Origin of the sequence: Novipirellula rosea (assembly GCF_039541335.1) — a bacterium.
In the GTDB taxonomy this organism is placed as follows: domain Bacteria; phylum Planctomycetota; class Planctomycetia; order Pirellulales; family Pirellulaceae; genus Novipirellula; species Novipirellula rosea.
The window spans coordinates 234,669-251,883 of record NZ_BAABGA010000046.1; the positions used below are offsets into that span (position 1 = coordinate 234,669).

Annotated in this window: 11 protein-coding genes; 10 read left to right on the top strand and 1 reads right to left on the bottom strand. The window is 54.2% G+C overall.

Features of this window, described 5'->3' with window-relative positions:
• Positions 1-42 precede the first annotated feature (42 nt).
• The 9 genes from ABD971_RS18515 (at position 43) to ABD971_RS18555 (ending at position 13,652) form a co-directional block, all read left to right on the top strand.
• Positions 43-1,680: a hypothetical protein gene (locus tag ABD971_RS18515; protein WP_345324453.1), complete on the top strand. Its 1,638-nt coding sequence runs from the start codon at positions 43-45 to the stop codon at positions 1,678-1,680.
• 217 nt (positions 1,681-1,897) lie between these two features.
• Positions 1,898-4,054: a sulfatase-like hydrolase/transferase gene (locus ABD971_RS18520; protein ID WP_345324455.1), complete on the top strand. Its 2,157-nt coding sequence runs from the start codon at positions 1,898-1,900 to the stop codon at positions 4,052-4,054.
• Between the two features lie 313 nt (positions 4,055-4,367).
• Complete coding sequence (locus tag ABD971_RS18525) at positions 4,368-5,855, top strand: sulfatase (protein ID WP_345324457.1); 1,488 nt, start codon at positions 4,368-4,370, stop codon at positions 5,853-5,855.
• Positions 5,856-5,995: 140 nt separating this feature from the next.
• Positions 5,996-7,462, top strand: a complete 1,467-nt coding sequence (locus tag ABD971_RS18530; RefSeq protein ID WP_345324523.1) for an arylsulfatase — start codon at positions 5,996-5,998, stop codon at positions 7,460-7,462.
• Positions 7,463-7,600: 138 nt separating this feature from the next.
• The gene (locus ABD971_RS18535) at positions 7,601-9,124 is read left to right on the top strand and encodes a hypothetical protein (RefSeq protein WP_345324459.1); all 1,524 of its coding nucleotides are present in this window, start codon (positions 7,601-7,603) and stop codon (positions 9,122-9,124) included.
• A 179-nt stretch (positions 9,125-9,303) separates the two neighbouring features.
• On the top strand, positions 9,304-10,365 hold the full coding sequence (locus tag ABD971_RS18540; protein WP_345324461.1) for a ThuA domain-containing protein: 1,062 nt from the start codon (positions 9,304-9,306) through the stop codon (positions 10,363-10,365).
• Positions 10,366-10,589: 224 nt separating this feature from the next.
• A complete protein-coding gene (locus tag ABD971_RS18545; RefSeq protein ID WP_345324463.1) occupies positions 10,590-12,350 on the top strand; it encodes an alpha-L-fucosidase in 1,761 nt (586 codons plus the stop codon).
• Between the two features lie 116 nt (positions 12,351-12,466).
• Positions 12,467-12,673 (top strand): BON domain-containing protein, encoded by a 207-nt coding sequence (locus tag ABD971_RS18550; protein ID WP_345324465.1) that lies wholly within the window; start codon positions 12,467-12,469, stop codon positions 12,671-12,673.
• Positions 12,674-13,055: 382 nt separating this feature from the next.
• Positions 13,056-13,652 (top strand): hypothetical protein, encoded by a 597-nt coding sequence (locus ABD971_RS18555; RefSeq protein ID WP_345324467.1) that lies wholly within the window; start codon positions 13,056-13,058, stop codon positions 13,650-13,652.
• Here ABD971_RS18555 and ABD971_RS18560 read toward each other — a convergent pair whose 3' ends face one another.
• A complete protein-coding gene (locus ABD971_RS18560) occupies positions 13,653-14,837 on the bottom strand; it encodes a XylR family transcriptional regulator (protein WP_339940839.1) in 1,185 nt (394 codons plus the stop codon).
• Positions 14,838-15,283: 446 nt separating this feature from the next.
• On the opposite strand from ABD971_RS18560, the gene ABD971_RS18565 reads away from it, so the two are divergent.
• Positions 15,284-17,083, top strand: coding sequence for an L-fucose isomerase (locus ABD971_RS18565; RefSeq protein ID WP_345324470.1), 1,800 nt, complete (start codon positions 15,284-15,286; stop codon positions 17,081-17,083).
• Positions 17,084-17,215: the final 132 nt, after the last annotated feature.

A 17,215-nucleotide genomic window follows, 5' to 3' on the forward strand; every position in this document is an offset into this window, starting at 1 on the left:
CACGCTTTGCCCTGCAGTCCTCCCCGCCGAGATTCCTACCTAATGACAACGCAACTGCGCTGGACCGTCCCCTTGCTGACTCTGCTGATTCATTCACTTGCGTCGGCGCAGTCATTTTTGGATGTGTTTCCCAAGCCCACAGTCACGGTCGCCAATCAGCAACGTGGCGACACGACGTTCACGTCCAAGTTCACCCCGAGCGAAAGTTTGTGGGATGAACGATTGGATGAACGACCGGTATTCCTTGCGGAAATGACGCACCAGCAAGACGAAGACAACTCGTTCACGTTGCGTCTCGGCCAAGGTGGCCAAATCTATTCACTGCGTGGCCCGTTCGGTGAAAGCGTGCCACCGTCTTGGCGTGCTGCGGGCGGTAAGGTCTCGCCGTGGAACGACGAGGTCTGGCAATTTGTTGCCGTGTGCAGCAAATATAATGGCATCGAAGGCAGAACCGCCCGCGGTGTCCCGACCGAAACGCTCGAACGCATCCGACAATCACCCTACGCAACTTCGTTTTTCATCCATAACTCGGGTGCGTACATACCCGGTGATTCAGCGGTGAAATCGCTGTACTGTCCGCTGCTGGCGTCCGCAATGGACGAGCAAAACCGCACCATCAGAATGCTCAACTGGGGCTTGGTTCCACAGATCAGAACCGTTCATCGTTCACCGCTGTTGTACTACACTCAAATTCGCGATGTTGGCAACGGCGTGATCGAATTGACGTGGGTCGTTCACAACTTCAGCACTCGCGATGACATCGTATTTGATCACCTCAACGCTCCTTGGGGCGGAACCCGGATCAGTAGCCTGCCGCTGCGTTATGTCAGCTCTCCGGAGGGCAAATTGCTGCAGCGTGAAGGTTTCTTGAGCGAGCATGGAACCGTCGATGTCCGTGAGACCGGCGGCTGGAACATTTCGTGTGCCTCTGATGATGACGATAGCCCCAGCTTGGCGTTGGTTTACGGACGCGACAAGCATCTCGAAGCCGAATTGGCACGCCAGGCTGCTGGCCAACCGTATTGCCAGTTCAAACATTCGCTGTATCGAGATTGGCGTGCAAGCGAACCGCTATACAAAAACGTATGGAAAGACTGGGCGACACGTCCCGAGAACAGTTTCCGCAACTACGATGTATGCGAAATCATCCCCAAGATCCAAATCGTTCCTGGCAGCACGATTTGGTTTCGCAGCTATCTGGTCGTCGGAAAACGATCCAAAGTCATCGAACAGGCAACGGAATTGGTAGATAACGTCGACTATGGACTCTTGACGTTTGATCCCACCCATTCGCCGATGACAACCATGGAAGATGCAGGAATCAAAAATGCATTCCAAGTCTTTACGCAGCCGGTGAGCGGAACGATGCCGCTGATGCGTATACGCAATACAAAAACGAATCAAGAAATCATCACCACCGACCCTTATTACTTCGTCGACAAAGAGAAACTCGATTTCACACTGCCAGCAAATCACCCGCATCACGATTACTATCGTGATACCACTGGATATTCGATGGACAAGAACAACAGTGAATGGTTGTCGTTGGTCGGCTATGCGTATGTAGATAAACCCGCGACCGGAAATTGGCAACAGCTATCCACGTTGCTCGATGCAAGCGAGTTCCCCAAACCCGATCCGCATCACCTTGATCTATGGGTAAGGACCTTGAATCGCTAGTGGGCTTGGCGTGGCTCACACAGATTGCACGGGGACCGGAGACTCATGGCTCGGTGCAAGTGAAACTAAAAAAAAAAGAGACCGTCGACGGCGAAAGCGTCCAGCAAAAAATTGACAAGCCATACAAAGTCATTCCACCCGAATTCAGTCTTCTTCACTTGATGCAATAGCGTAAACGCGCCCGTAATCCATAGACTCCTCAAATCGAGATCGAAACATGAACTATCACTTCATTTTAATACTGCTTGTCTCGTTCGCATTCCTGGGGGAACAAGTCAATGCAGAGCGACCGAAGCCGAACGTCATCATGATCCTAACGGACGATTTGGGTTGGCAAGACTTGAAGTGCTACGACATTGACGAGCCATCGCCGATGGAAACGCCGAACCTTGATGCGTTCGCAAAAAGGGGGGTGATGTTTTGGCAGGCTTATTCACCCGCGCCGACGTGTGCGCCGAGTCGATGTGCGATCATGAGTGGAAATCATCCGGCGCGTGCTCAGAAAACGCATGTGGTCGGCGGTGCCCCGCCGACCCCGCACAACAAAAAGGGGTCGCGAATGATGGACCCGTGGTACAGCGGCCGCATGCCAGCAGACGAATTCACATTGGCGCGAGCGATGAAACAAAATGGATATGTCACCGGCCATTCGGGAAAATGGCATATCGCGATCGATCATCATGCGTTTCCGCAACCTACCGACGTCGGATTCGATCACTCTCGTTCGCATCGAGGGGTGCAAACAGGAATGAAGGATCGCTTGTCGGGCTTTGCCACCGATGCAGTGGACGATCCCTTTCGTCTGGATGCAAACGGATACCCGGTGGATCAGACGAACCAAGATGCGCTGACGTTCTTACAGGAAAACAAGGACAAGCCGTTCTTCCTCTACTACGCGACTTGGTTGGTGCATTCCCCCATCCAGACGCGTTGCAAAGCGTTGCTTGACAAATACGTCGACAAACTGGGCGTCGACCCTCGCCATACCGTCACCCGAGAAACCGCCGGGCAATTGAACCCGTACTATTGCGCGATGGTCGAGATGCTGGATTATTACACGGGCCAACTCATTGATTACTTAGATGAAACCGACGACCCTCGTTGGCCTGGACACAAGTTAAGCGAAAACACTTATGTCATCTTTACATCTGACAATGGCGGAATGGAGGGCAGCCCGAAGGAACGCTACACCGACAACAATCCGCTGGACCGCGGCAAAATTTCGGCCAAGGAAGGCGGTACTCGTGTGCCGCTGTTCATTGTCGGTCCGGGTATCCAGCCAGGCGTTCAGTCCGATGTGATGGTCAACGGACTCGATTTCTATCCCACGATTCTAGCACTAACGGGATCCAGCAAACCGGCAGACAAACAGCTTGACGGATGCGATCTTTCGCAACTGCTGCTAAATGACCCGACCAATCCGGCACTGGTAAAACAAGCCGATGGAACAACTCGCGATACAATGGTCTGGCACTTCCCTCATGGCGTTGCGCTGGAAAGCACGATTCGAATCGGCGATTACAAACTGATCCGCAATTACGATCATGTGAACAACGACGGAACTGACGAATTGGAACTGTTCCAGCTCTATCAAACCAAGGGCAACCAACAACAGCGAGTCGATATCGAAGAAGCCAAAAACCTTGCCGCAGCCATGCCAGAAAAAGCGGAGGCGATGAATCAGAGGCTGACCGAAATGCTGACGGAGATGAATGCCAGCTATCCAAGCTACAATCCTGATTATCCGGGCGACCTGCCCGGAAAACAGAACGCCATTACGGTCCTCTCTCACCAAAAGCAAGGAAACAAAGTTGAGTTTCGGTATCAAGAAAACGGAGCAAAGCTAGCGCGAGCAGATTTGATTTATACGCTCAATGGCGGCGACCGTGACGAAGAATGGTTCCGCAAACCAGCAACCATCATGCGTGACGAACACCTTGTCACTGTCAAACTACCCCCAGAGACCACGCATTACGTCATCAACCTGATTGACGAAAACCATTTCCTTCGCAGCTATCCCGAAATCAACAAAACCAATCAATCGTATTCGCCGCAAGCACTCTCGGTGACGGGTGAACCAAAAACAGGTTCGCGTCCATCGGCATCAATTGCAGAAAAGGACGCAGACAACGACGGCCGAGTCTCGGAAGAGGAGTACATCAATCACTTTGCCGGAGGCTTTGACCGCAAAGACAAGAACCAAGACGGCGTGTTAACGCCCAGCGAACACGCCCACCCCTCGTTCACGATCGCCGATACAGACGAAGACAAACAGTTGACTCGCGCCGAGTTCGCCTCCATTTTCAAGCGTCAATTCGACAGGATGGATCGAGACAAAAATGGTTTTATCACGGCGGATGAGATCAATCGGTAACTGGCGTGAACCGGGCTTACCGAAAAAAAACTCTCAGCAGAGCGTCGCAAATGATTAACGCGATGTCGCATTTCACAATCGATCGAGGTGCGAGCGCAACCATGATGGGTCGAGATAAAATCGTTTTGGACGCAAACCGAAGGGGACCATTTGCATCCCCCTTCTTCGCTGAATGCCCTCCTGCCCGGCTTCCCCGCCCTAAACGCCCACCTCGCTGACGATTGATGGAACTATGATGGTTCTGCATCGGTTAGAATTTGCGAGATTGCCTGCCGACGCGAAATGCACCTCGACGCAAAAATACGAGTAGAACATGAAAAATATAGATATGAATTTACGTTTTGTATGGCTCCTTTGCGTACCGACGCTTATGAGTCTCGTGGGCGTGTCGACCGTCCGTGGCGCGGAGACGAACTCGCAGCGAACGCCAAACTTCGTTGTTTTTTTGGTGGACGATCTTGGCTATATGGATGTGGGGGCAAACAACCCCGACTGTTTCTATGAAACGCCGCACATCAATCGGTTGGCCGAATCGGGAATGCGATTTACCGACGGCTACGCAGCCAATCCGGTTTGTTCACCAACTCGCTACAGCTTGATGACAGGCAAGTACCCGACCCGCGCCGATGCAACCAATTTCTTCTCGGGTAAACGAGGCGGAAAATTCAATCCGGCGCCGCTGAACGACAACATGCCGCTGGACGAAATCACGATTGCCCAAGCACTCAAGGGGCAAGGCTATGCAACCTTCTTCGCCGGAAAATGGCACTTGGGTGAGAGCGAAGAGTACTATCCTCAGAACCGTGGCTTTGACGTCAACATCGGAGGGTACAGCCGCGGCGGTCCTTATTCAGGCAAGCGATATTTCGCGCCGTTTGAAAACCCGCAGATGAAGGAAGAAAGTCCTGCTGGCGATCACTTGCCCGATCGTTTGGCCCGCGACACGGCTTCGTTCATTAAAGCCAATGAAGACAAACCGTTCCTCGCGTACTTGTCATTCTATTCGGTGCATACGCCGCTGATGGGGCGGCCCGATCTGGTCGAGAAATACAAGAAGAAAGCGTCCGCAATCAGCGGTCAAGAGTTTGCTGACGAAGAACAGGTGTTTGGCAACAAGCCACGCAAGGTACGGACGCTGCAAAAACATGCAGTCTATGCGGCAATGGTCGAAGCCATGGACCAAGCGGTTGGGAAAGTATTGCAGCAGCTCGAAGACTCGGGAGTCGCGGATAACACCGTGGTGATTTTCACTTCGGACAATGGCGGGTTGTCTACATCCGAAGGCTCGCCGACCAGCAACTTGCCCCTTCGCGGCGGCAAGGGATGGGTTTACGAGGGCGGCATCCGGGTACCATGGATCGTCCGGTTCCCAGGGATCACAAAGGCAGGCACGGAATCAGCCGAACCGATCTGCTCGATCGACTTGTTCCCGACGCTTGCCGCTTCGGCCGGAGTCAACGTTCAGCACGAAATCGATGGAATCGACATCCGCCCGGCACTCAGAGGCAACTCGCTTGACCGCGAAACTCTGTATTGGCATTACCCGCACTACAGCAACCAGGGCGGTATTCCCGGCGGTGCGATTCGCGAAGGCGATTTCAAATTGATCGAGCGTTACGAAGACGGGCGTGTCCATCTTTACAACCTTGCGACGGATATCAGCGAAACAAACGACCTCGCGTCATCGATGCCCGAGCGAGTGGATCAAATGCGAAGTCGATTGCACCGATGGTATCAAACTGTTGACGCCAAATTCTTGCAAGAGAAGAACGGCCAGCGTCCTTGGACACCGAAAAACTAGTCAATCGAACTGTGATCAACGATCCCATGCGTCGCCAGAACGACGCAAAAGAACAGAAAGTAGTATTCACGATGACAGCTTTTGCACGCACCAAATTTGCACGATGCCACTTCATTGCGGCGGTACTATTTGGGTTCGCCATGGGACCGCAGTTGGACGCCGCACGAGGCGAGCAGTCCGGTTCCGAGCCTGGTCCACCGAACATCGTTTTGGTGATGACCGACGACCAAGGTTATGGCGACTTGGGATGCCATGGACATCCGTTTCTACAAACTCCCAACCTCGACAAACTGCATGCTCAAAGCACGCGGTTTACCGATTTTCACGCCAGCCCGACGTGTGCGCCGACACGGGCCGCACTGATGTCCGGCCGAGCCCCGTTTAAAAATGGGATCACGCATACGATTCTCGAGCGAGACCGTATGACTCTCAGCGCCACCACGATTGCCCAAGTGCTGAAGTCGGCCGGTTACACGACCGGAATCTTTGGCAAGTGGCACCTTGGCGATGACGATCCCTACCAACCCGAAAACCGCGGATTCGACGAAACGTTTATCCACGGCGCAGGCGGTATCGGTCAAAACTTTGCGGGGACGCAAAGCGACGCTCCTGGCACCAGCTACTTTGACCCCATCATCAAACACAACGGCCGGTTTGTGCAGACCAAGGGTTATTGCACCGACGTCTTCTTTCGCAAGGCACTCGGTTGGATCAAGAACACTACTGGCGAGGACGCAGGAACCGGCACGAAACCGAAGCAGCCGTTTTTCGCTTACATTCCGACCAACGCACCGCACGGTCCTTACCACGTCGAAAAACGCTACTCGGATCTGTACAAAGACAAGTGCTCGTCGCCCACCGACGCGTTCCTCGGCATGATCGTCAATATCGACGAGAACATGGGATTGCTGATGCAGAAGCTGGACGAGTGGAACCTCGCGGACAATACGCTGCTGATCTTTATGACCGATAACGGAAGTGCCAAAGGAGCAACGGTCTATAACGCAGGCATGAAAGGGGCAAAAGGATCGCCACACCAGGGCGGTTCACGAGTACCGCTGTTCATGCGTTTGCCGGGGTTAACCAAGCCGGGTGTCGACATTGATCGTTTGACGCGTCACTACGACCTGTTTCCGACGCTTGCTGAAATCGCGGGTGCCACAGTGCCAACGGGCTTGGATCTGGATGGACGCAGCCTCGTGCCCTTGATCAAAGATCCAAACGCCACGTGGCCCGACCGTAAAACGTTCTTTCACGTCGGCCGCTGGGCCAAGACCGGAGCTCCGGGGAATTTCGGCAAAGGGGATCCCGATCCAGATCACGCAAAGTACAAAAACTATGCGGTGCGGAGCGAGAAGTGGCGACTGGTTAACGACGAACTGTACAACATCGAGCAAGATCCAGGCGAAGAGAACAACGTCGCTGCGGAATACCCCGAAGTGACCCACGAGATGCGATCGGCCTTTGATGCGTGGTGGGATGAAGTCCGTCCGCTGATGGTCAACGAAGATGCGTCGCTGGATGTCGCTAAACCGTTCCGCGATCAATTCAATAAGCAAAAAGAAGAAAGCGGCATTCCGGATTGGGACGCCCCCAAGATCGACTGACACACGAAGTTAAGCTCTCGAGCTATGGCCATCGACATCCGGCCATCGACATCGCTCGAGTGCGGCCATCTAGTTCCAACCGGCCGCACGCAGGCCCCTTTGCCCCCTCCTCCCTTTTCAACAACATTTCTCAGTACCATGATTCGCATTACCATCCCTTCTGTTGCGGCGTTACTAGTCTCAGCCGCAGTGACCTGCCCGTCGGTTGCAAACGAAGCTTGGGTCATCGACACTCAAGAACAATGGCAACAGGAAACGTCCGAGAAAAGCCAAGTCGAGATCAAGGAAGGTGTCGCCAGCCCAACGGGCGAAACGGGCACGCTACGAAGTACGCTAAAACGCTTCGAGCAAAAGCGCTCGGCAAAGTCGATTGTGTTTCAGCAATCGCCGATTTGGCAAAACTGGAATCCCGTCGACAACATCGGCCCCGCTAACCTTGCGGACGCTCCGGTCATGCTCAGCCTCGGCCCCAAAAACTACTGGATCTTCGGTCGCTACGGGGGCGCCAAAAAATCGGCCAAGAAGGGGGCTTCAAAATCGGCGTTTCATCCGGAACCGGCGACGCTGGACGGATTTGACATCCCGCTGATGACGACCCCGTTTGCCAATCAGTTCGATGCGCCCGGAGGGCTGAACAAGGGACTAGGGGGCTACCATGCATGGCAAAGCCGCGACATGGTCAACTGGGTCCATCATGGCCCGGTCACCGAAGGATTCTCGAGGTGGGTGACGTCGGCGGAACATGTCGATGGCAAAACGTACATCTACTACGATTTTCCAAATGACCAAGACCCTCATGTCTATGTCGATGATGACCTGACCGATGGCAAGCCCGGTAAAAACATGGGCAAGGCTCTGAACGATCCCTCGCACGGATCGGACAGCGGTTTCATCCGTGATCTGGACGGAAAATTCCACGTCATTTTCGAAGACTGGAGCCCCATCAACGCCAGCAAGCGTTCTTGGGACTCGCCGCTGGCCGGACATGCAGTCAGCGACGATGGCGTCTCGAATTTCAAAATCCTGGGGGCGGCGGTCGATCATCGCACGAAACCAACCGGCAAGATCGGAACCTACAAACACCCCCACTGGGCTAAGGAAGATCCCGAAAACTACAAAACTAATATTGCCGAATACGAAATCCACGAACCCGAGCAAGAAGCATTTGGCGATTGGGCTGCGATTAGCATCGGAGGACAATACTATCTGTTTGGCGATTACGATCCCGAACATGGCAAACCGATGAGCGTGGCTTGGTTCACGTCACCAAGCCTCGACCAACCGTTTACTTTCTGCGGCAATATTGGCAACGGGCACCCGGATCCCGATATCGCATTTGCCGAAGGCCAGTTCTATTTGGTCACCCAACAAAAGAAAGATTTCACCAGTCCAGGACCGTGGGTCGAACAAGTCGAAACACGCGTCGGTGTGGACACGACGGGCGATGGAAACGTTGATCACTGGAGCGATTGGCAGGTGGTCAAGGAAACGTACGACTCGATGCCAGGCTTTGCCAAACAGATCGCCAAAACACCCGCCTCGCTTGACCTATCCGATTTGCCCGCCGGCTTTGGATTCCAATTCGAGGTGAAATTGACTGACACGACTTCTAACGAATCGAAGCCGATGCTTGACAAGATCCAAGTCTCTTTCGAACAGTAGTTTCGTTCGAACAGTAGATCGCAACGCTGTGAAACATTTTCCCTGTAGAATTTGTGCTAATTCAGTGTAGCGAAAGTCGTAAAGACTTTCGTTTCGATTGACGTATGCCCCCCGAAACTCTTGACGAGTTCCGCTGCGGTCGCTTACTTGCCACATCCCCCCCTCACCGAGATTCACCTATGAAATTTGCAGCTCTATTTGTTGTCGCAATTGCAAGCCTGATTGGCACCGCTCAGGCGGAAACGCTTGTCTTCCAAGGAGAAGAGGGGGTGGGCAAAGGCAAGCATATTGTGTTCATGGCTGGCGATCACGAATATCGCTCCGAAGAATCGCTACCGGCTCTTGCCCGACTGTTGGCGAAGCATCACGGTTTCAAATGCACCGTGCTGTTCAACATTGATCCGGAGACGGGGGAAATCGTAGCGGGCAAGCCTTCGAACATGCCGGGACTGGAAGCACTCGACACAGCGGATTTGGCCGTCGTATTTTTGCGTTTCCAAAACTTTCCGGCCGAACAAATGAAGCACTTTGACGATTACCTCCGTCGCGGTGGCCCCATCGTGGGAATGCGAACGGCAACACACGGGTTCCAAATTCCCGCCGACCAACCGTATGCAAAATACTCATTCAATTCCAAAGTCGAGGGCTACGAACTTGGCTTTGGTCATCAAGTGCTCGGACAAACCTGGGTGGGTCACTACGGCCGAAATCATGTGCAAAGCACTCGCATTACCATTGTGGACGCCATGAAAGATCATCCGATCCTGCAAGGCGTGAAAGACGTTTGGGTCCAAGCCGGTGGCTATGTCGGTAAGCCTACCGATGGCGATATCTTGACGATGGCTCAGCCGCTCGATGGCATGACTGCCGACTCACCGGCCTCGGAAACTCAGCCGCCAATGCCTTCGGAATGGACACGGACGTACCGCAGCGAATCAGGCGAAACGGGACGTGTGTTCACGTCGCTCTACGGGACGCCCGAGGATCTGACGAATGACGGATACCGCCGATTGATCGTCAATGGAATCTTTTGGGCAATTGGGCTAGAAGACGCGATCACCCCCGACCTGAACATTGATATCGTCGGCCCGTTCCATCCGAATACCTTCGGCAATCAAACCAACGCACGAGGGATCAAACCGGAAGCCTACGCAGGATTCGAAAGCCCAATCCCTGCCCACAACAAAGTGAATCAGCCGAAAAAAAAGACCCCCGCTAAAAAGAAGTCTGCGGTAAAATAATTCGCTGTCGGTAAATCATCCGAGAACAGTTGCACCAGCCCGCTCTCGCGCAGAGGGCGGCAAACGGATGCTGCGCAGAAACGTCTTTCTACAGGAGCAACAAGAACGGCTTTTGATCGGTTTCGATTTTCGCGTCACCGACGATGCCCTCGTCGGACGCGGCCCCTCTCTTCAAGTCAAAATCTAGTCACGATCTCTTCCTCAATAAAACGAATCTCAGTTCCATGAAAACGATCCATCTTCACCTGCTGGGCCTCGGACTGCTTACCATTTTGACAGGCGGCGCGTTGGTCGCGCAAGACACAGCTCCGCCGATTAAATCGCGTGATGAGCGACTCGAGTGGTGGCGTCAAGCGAAGTTCGGCATGTTTGTTCATTGGGGCATCTACTCGACCGTCGGTGGCGAATACAACGGCCAAAAGCTGCCCAACAGCGCCGAATGGATGATGGCTCGTGGGAAGATCCCGATCGCGGAATATGAAAAGTACGCTGCCCAGTTTAACCCGACTCAATTTGATGCGTCGGAATTTGTCGGTCTGGCAAAGCAAGCGGGAATGAAATACTTGGTCATCACGGCCAAGCATCATGATGGTTTCGCGATGTTCGATTCCAAAGCGAATCCCTTCAACGTCGTCGATGCAACACCGTTTGGGCGTGACATCATGAAAGAGCTGGCCGAGGCATGCCAAGAACAAGGCATTCGATTCGGCTTCTACTATTCTCAAGCACAAGATTGGCATCACCCCGGCGGCTTCGGTAACAGTTGGGACAAGTCGATCCAACGCGTCAGCTCGGATGAATACGTGATGAACAAGGCTGTTCCCGAGGTCAAGCAATTGCTTACCGAGTATGGCCCGATCGGCATTTTTTGGTGGGACACGCCACGAAAGATGAGCCGCGAATCGTTTGACGCATTGCATTCGCTGACCAAACTGCAGCCCAACGTCATCACCAACGATCGGTTGGGCGAAGGTTACCGAGGTGATTACAAAACGTTTGAACGCCAAATTCCGCCTCACGCTCCGGGCGAGGAGGATTGGGAAGTCTGCATGCCGATCAGCGGCAGCTGGGGCTACAAGAAAGGGGATAACGACTTCAAATCCACCACCACCCTGGTCCGCAATTTGATCGATATCGCCAGCAAGGGAGGCAACTACCTGTTGAACGTCAGCCCCACCGGCGAAGGAACGCTGCTGCCCGAGGCGGTCGAGCGACTAAAGGGCGTTGGCAAATGGATGGATGTGAACGGCGAATCCATCTACGGAACGACGGCTAGTCCGCTGCCCAAATTGGACTGGGGACGCTGCACCGCAAAATCGGTGGACGGCAAAACAATCTTGTACTTGCACGTTTTTGATTGGCCTGCGGATGGAAAGCTTTTGGTTCCCGGCATCACGAACCAGGTCCACCATGCCAAATTGCTGGCTGATGGCCGTGCTGTCGAAGCAAAATCCACCGACAGCGGAGTGGAATTAACGTTGCCAAGCGACGCACCCGATGAGTTCGCAAGTGTGATTGAAATGAAAATCGACGGCTCACCCCAAGTTGTCGTCCAACTGCCAACCCCCGATGCGGAGGGCACTTTGGTGCTTTCGGCTGACACCAGCTATATCCACAACAATGAAGGCAGCCGACAAGCCGACATTCGGTTCCATTCTGACATTCCGCATATCGGGTATTGGGTGGATGACCAGGCATGGGTGGAATGGAACATCAACATCGATCGCCCGGGACGCTACGCAGTCACCGCGACGCTGTCGATGGAAAAGGAGAAGAGTCGACTTGGCTTTGGACACGCCGGCGAATTGCAAACGGCGGAAATCAAGTCGACGGGCGGCTACGGAAACTATGACAATCGCACGCTCGGAAAGATCACATTCGATCAACCTGGCCAATACAGTTTTCGGATCAAACCGGACGCGGGTCATTGGCAGCCCATCAATCTTCGCTCGGTGACGCTCACGCGAACAAATGAGCCGAAGTAGATTCGCCCGGCGAAAAAACTTTGCGAACATCTGACGAGGTAGCGTGACATCCCTTGCGTGAATTCGTCCTCCAACGGTAGGCCATCTTGGATTGTCACCTACCGTCGAGGCGAACAATGAATCGAAACCTTCCGTCCATCGAATTCCGTGCGAAATCCTCACTCACCCGAGTGGGATGTGTCGACTTGACCGTCACCGACTGTGGGGACGGGGATGTTGAAATCGAGGGCACCGTCGATTCTTACAATGACCGAGTCATGGCGATCACGGTCACTCGTGCCCTGCCTGGGGTGAGACGGATCACCGATTTGATGCGGCATTAGCCGCCGCCGCCGGACTCGACAACGACCCTGGACTCTAAAACGAGCGGCCTCTAAATCGCGAGCGGGCCCGCCATCACGACACCTGTCTGCACCTCGTTGCCGCAGCTTACAAAGACATCGGGGCACATTAAGACGCCGCTACAGATGGGTCAAAAAAGAGAGCCGCCAAACAGGTAATGCGTCATCGGCAACGGCAGGGTGACACGGATTCTAAAGATTTTCTGACAATTCGCTGCGAGGGTTTATTCGGCTCAAAACATCGCAAATCCCGGTGATTTTAACGCAAGACGATCGGTTCGAAACCACGAAGATGATCACAGTGATCGCATCAAGCATAGGGTTGCCTGATGCCGAACGGAGCAATCTAAACCGAGAAAGCGACATGAACATTTCCGCATCGGCTTCGTCCTTCAGCGGCCAAGCCTCCGCCACTAGCCGACCGGCCCAAGGCCCACCTCCAAAGAAACAAGAAGCACTCGCCGCCGCGTTGACCGCAGTGGGAGTGGATGATTCGACCGCCTCGAGTGTCCTGAGTCAGGTGGAAGAAGCGGTCGAGGAGGTCAAGTCAAGTTCGGCGTCGGGGTCGACCAGTGAAACCGCCATCCGATCAGCGATCGATAGCGTGCTAGAAGCCAACGGTATCGATTCCGAGAAAGTCGGTGAGGCGATCCGGGGCAATCGGCCACCCGGTCCACGTCCGGGCGGCGGACGCAAAGCGGCAGAGGAGGATTCGTCGACGGTGGAATCGGCGCTGTTGGCGGCGGATGTGGATGAAACCGATCTCGACGAACTGTTGAACCAGCTGATTGAAACACTCACCGACCAGCAACAGAGCCAATCGGGAAATGTCTCATCCGACTCCGTCCGCGCGGCATGGACTCAGGTCCTCGAAGACAACGGAGTGAACGTCGAGAAGTTTGAACAAGCACTTGGCGAGCAACTCGGATCGGGCGGCAATTTCTTTAACCGTGTTGCCTAATCACTTGCGATTGTCCACTTGGTTTTTCGTGCGATAATCACCGGGCGTCTGACCGGTTTCGCGTTTAAAAACGGCACACAAGCTCTCTTTATGGCTGTAGCCGGCCTTGGGTGCGAGTTGCTCGAGCGTCATGTCGGTTTCGCGAAGCAATTGCTTGGTCCGCTCGATCTGAGTTGTCATGATTTGTTCGTGAGGTGTACGGCCCAGCACCTCGCGAAAACGACGTTCCAATTGCCGCCGCGACAGCGATGTTGATTGGGTGACATCATTGACATTGATCCCGTCACAGGCGTGCAGACGAATGAATCGGCAAACTTTCGCAAGCTCGATATCATCGACGGCGACCACTTCGGTCGACAAACGCTCGGAAACCGTCGTCGGCGGAATAAACTCGATCTCTGATTCGGGTTGCAAACCGTTGAGCATTTCGTGCAGCAGTTCTGCGGCGCGATAACCGACTCGCGATGCATCCGGCCGGACGCTGGTCAGGGGTGGATCGCACATCAAACAAATCGCGTCATCATCATCGACACCGATGACACCAATGTCATCCGGAACGGCGATATCGGCTTTTCGGCACGCGTTGAGCACCTGTTGTCCGCGAATGTCGTTACAAACGAACAAACCAGTGGGACGCTGCAGCGTCCGCAGCCACTCTGACATCCGCTCGATGTCTTTGACATCGGCGCGTTCGAGCCCCATCAACGGAGTGCCTGGTTTTCCTTCGGATTGATAGAACTCGAACGGACAGCCCGCCTGGGTGACGAGTTCGCGAAAATAGTTCAGCCGAGTTTCGGAATACGATGCAAACCGAAACCCACAAAATGCAAAGCGACGAAATCCGCGATTCCAAAGATGTTCGAGCGCCAATTCAGCAACACGTCGGTTGTCGGTTTCGACTTGGGGAACACCTGCGAATTTTCGATTGCAGCGAACGTCGACCATCGGCACATTTAATTTTCGCAGCGGCTCGATCGTGTGCGTATCGACTCGAGCAATCACGCCATCGATCCGCGTGTTGGTCATCCAATCCGGCATCGCCGAATCAAGCAACATTTCTTCGTGCAGCAGCGACCAATTCACTTGCGTTCGAGCGAAATGGGAAACTCCGCGAAGTAATTCCCGTCCGTAGGCACGAGATGCCTCGACAAGAAGAGCGATTTGAGGGCGTAATTTCTGCTTCATCAGGGTAAGTTTGTACTCCAGGATTGACGCAAAACATTAACGATCTGTCGCGTATCGTTATTGTAGCAAGATTGATCGCCGGTATTATTAGCTTTAGAATCATGGACACACGGTCGGAACCAGTCGTGTAATCGTGCCCCGACTCGCTCGCGACGAACGGCGACCCGCGTTGTCACACAGCATGTCCCTTGGCCAGTGCCGCCGCGAATCTCGCAGAGACGTTTGGTGACTTGAATGCCGATAGCGGAACACTTCGCGATTTTCGCCGCCCGAAACGAGATTCATGCGGCATCACATGAGTCAATCAAATCATAGTCAAGACAAACTCCGTTCGCTGGCATCACAGACGAATCACGACCAAATTCATCTCCGGAAACTTCGCCGGGCCAGCTTCACACCCCCTTTAAAACCTTACACATCCAAGTTTCTACACAAAGGATTTTTCGATGGCGGACATCACTAACGTATGGCAAGGCGAGCTACCTAAAATTGGTATCCGCCCCACGATCGATGGACGATTGGGGGGAGTGCGTGAGTCGCTTGAAGAGCAAACGCAAGCCTTGGCTCAGCGCGTCAAAACGCTGTTGACCGAAAACATCCGCTATCCCAATGGCGAGCCGGTTCAGTGCGTGGTCGCGAACCCATGTATCGGCGGTGTCGCCGAGGCGGCCGCGACTGAAGAGTTGTTTCGCCGCGAAAACGTGGGCGTGTCGCTGACCGTGACCCCGTGTTGGTGTTACGGTTCGGAGACGATGGACATGGACCCGCTGCGTCCCAAAGCGGTGTGGGGATTCAATGGAACCGAACGGCCTGGTGCGGTGTATTTGGCTGCGGTATTGGCCGGTCACTCGCAAAAAGGATTGCCCGCCTTTGGAATCTACGGGCGTGACGTCCAGGACGCTGGCGATTCGGTAATCCCCGATGATGTCCAGCACAAATTGCTGAGCTTTGCTCGTTGCGGCTTAGCTGTCGCGCTGATGCGAGGCAAAGCGTACCTTTCGATGGGCGGCACCTCGATGGGCATCGCGGGATCGGTCGTCGACCAAAGTTTCTGGGAAAAATGGTTGGGCATGCGGGTCGAAGACATCGACATGAGCGAGTTTATCGGCCGCATGCAAAAGGACCAATTTGATCCCGAGGAATATGAACGAGCGTTGGCGTGGGTCAAGGAAAATTGCCCTGAGGGCAAGGATTACAACGCCGAAGATCAAGTTCGCAGCCGCGAACAACTCGACAGCGAATGGTCCGATAGCGTGAAGATGGCGTTGATCGCTCGCGACTTGATGGTCGGCAACCCACGATTAACGGAAATGGGACTTGGCGAACAAGCTCAGGGGCATCAAGCGATCGCTTCCGGTTTTCAGGGCCAACGTCAATGGACCGATCACTTTCCCAATGGTGACTTTCTCGAAGCCATTTTGAACTCGTCCTTCGATTGGAACGGCAAACGGGCTCCCTACATCGTCGCCACTGAAAACGACGCCTTAAACGGCGCGACGATGCTGTTTGGTCATCTGTTGACCAACACGGCCCAGATCTTTGCCGACTTGCGGACGTACTGGAGCCCCGATGCGATCGCCGGTGCGTGTGACGGTTACCGTCCCGATGGCCACGCCAAAGACGGACTGCTGCACTTGATCAATTCGGGGCCTGCGACTCTCGATGGTACCGGGCAACAGGAACAGGACGGCCAACCGACGATGAAGCCGTTTTGGGAGATCACCGACGACGAAGTGCAAAAGTGTTTGCAGGCCACGACTTGGCATCCGTCGATCACGGAATACTTTCCCGGCGGCGGCATGAGCACCCGCTACCGCACTCGCGGTGGGATGCCGTCGACGATGACCCGCATCAACTTGATTGCAGGACTCGGCCCCGCACTTCAAATCGCCGAAGGCTACACCGTCGATCTTCCCGATGACGTGCACGATGCTTTGGACCAACGCACCAACCCGACGTGGCCGACGACTTGGTTCGCACCGACCATCACCGGCCGCGGTGCGTTCACATCGACGTACGAAGTGATGAACCACTGGGGCGCGAATCACTGCGTCTTGACTGCCGGTCACGTCGGTCACTTGTTCATCACGATGGCATCGATACTACGGATCCCTGTTTACATGCACAACGTTGCCGAGGACCGGATTTTCCGTCCCAGCACTTGGAACGCCTTCGGCACCGAAAATCGTGAATCTGCCGATTTCCGTGCCTGTGAAACGTTCGGCCCGTTGTACGGGCGACGATAGACAAGACGCCGAACTTAGGCATAAATCACCGAGCGAACATCATCACCGGTAAATGGAGATCACCGGTAAATGGAGATCGCCGGTGAATGAATATCAGCGGCGAATCGATTAAACGGCTCCGCGGATTCCGCG

What these genes read in the sequence shown, in the direction of transcription:
- ABD971_RS18545 (WP_345324463.1), top strand. Translation starts at nt 10,590, where the DNA reads ATGAAAACGATCCATCTTCACCTGCTGGGCCTCGGACTGCTTACCATT.
- ABD971_RS18530 (WP_345324523.1), top strand. Translation starts at nt 5,996, where the DNA reads ATGGGACCGCAGTTGGACGCCGCACGAGGCGAGCAGTCCGGTTCCGAG.
- ABD971_RS18515 (WP_345324453.1), top strand. Translation starts at nt 43, where the DNA reads ATGACAACGCAACTGCGCTGGACCGTCCCCTTGCTGACTCTGCTGATT.
- ABD971_RS18560 (WP_339940839.1), bottom strand. Translation starts at nt 14,837, where the DNA reads ATGAAGCAGAAATTACGCCCTCAAATCGCTCTTCTTGTCGAGGCATCT.
- ABD971_RS18565 (WP_345324470.1), top strand. Translation starts at nt 15,284, where the DNA reads ATGGCGGACATCACTAACGTATGGCAAGGCGAGCTACCTAAAATTGGT.
- ABD971_RS18540 (WP_345324461.1), top strand. Translation starts at nt 9,304, where the DNA reads ATGAAATTTGCAGCTCTATTTGTTGTCGCAATTGCAAGCCTGATTGGC.
- ABD971_RS18535 (WP_345324459.1), top strand. Translation starts at nt 7,601, where the DNA reads ATGATTCGCATTACCATCCCTTCTGTTGCGGCGTTACTAGTCTCAGCC.
- ABD971_RS18525 (WP_345324457.1), top strand. Translation starts at nt 4,368, where the DNA reads ATGAAAAATATAGATATGAATTTACGTTTTGTATGGCTCCTTTGCGTA.
- ABD971_RS18550 (WP_345324465.1), top strand. Translation starts at nt 12,467, where the DNA reads ATGAATCGAAACCTTCCGTCCATCGAATTCCGTGCGAAATCCTCACTC.
- ABD971_RS18520 (WP_345324455.1), top strand. Translation starts at nt 1,898, where the DNA reads ATGAACTATCACTTCATTTTAATACTGCTTGTCTCGTTCGCATTCCTG.
- ABD971_RS18555 (WP_345324467.1), top strand. Translation starts at nt 13,056, where the DNA reads ATGAACATTTCCGCATCGGCTTCGTCCTTCAGCGGCCAAGCCTCCGCC.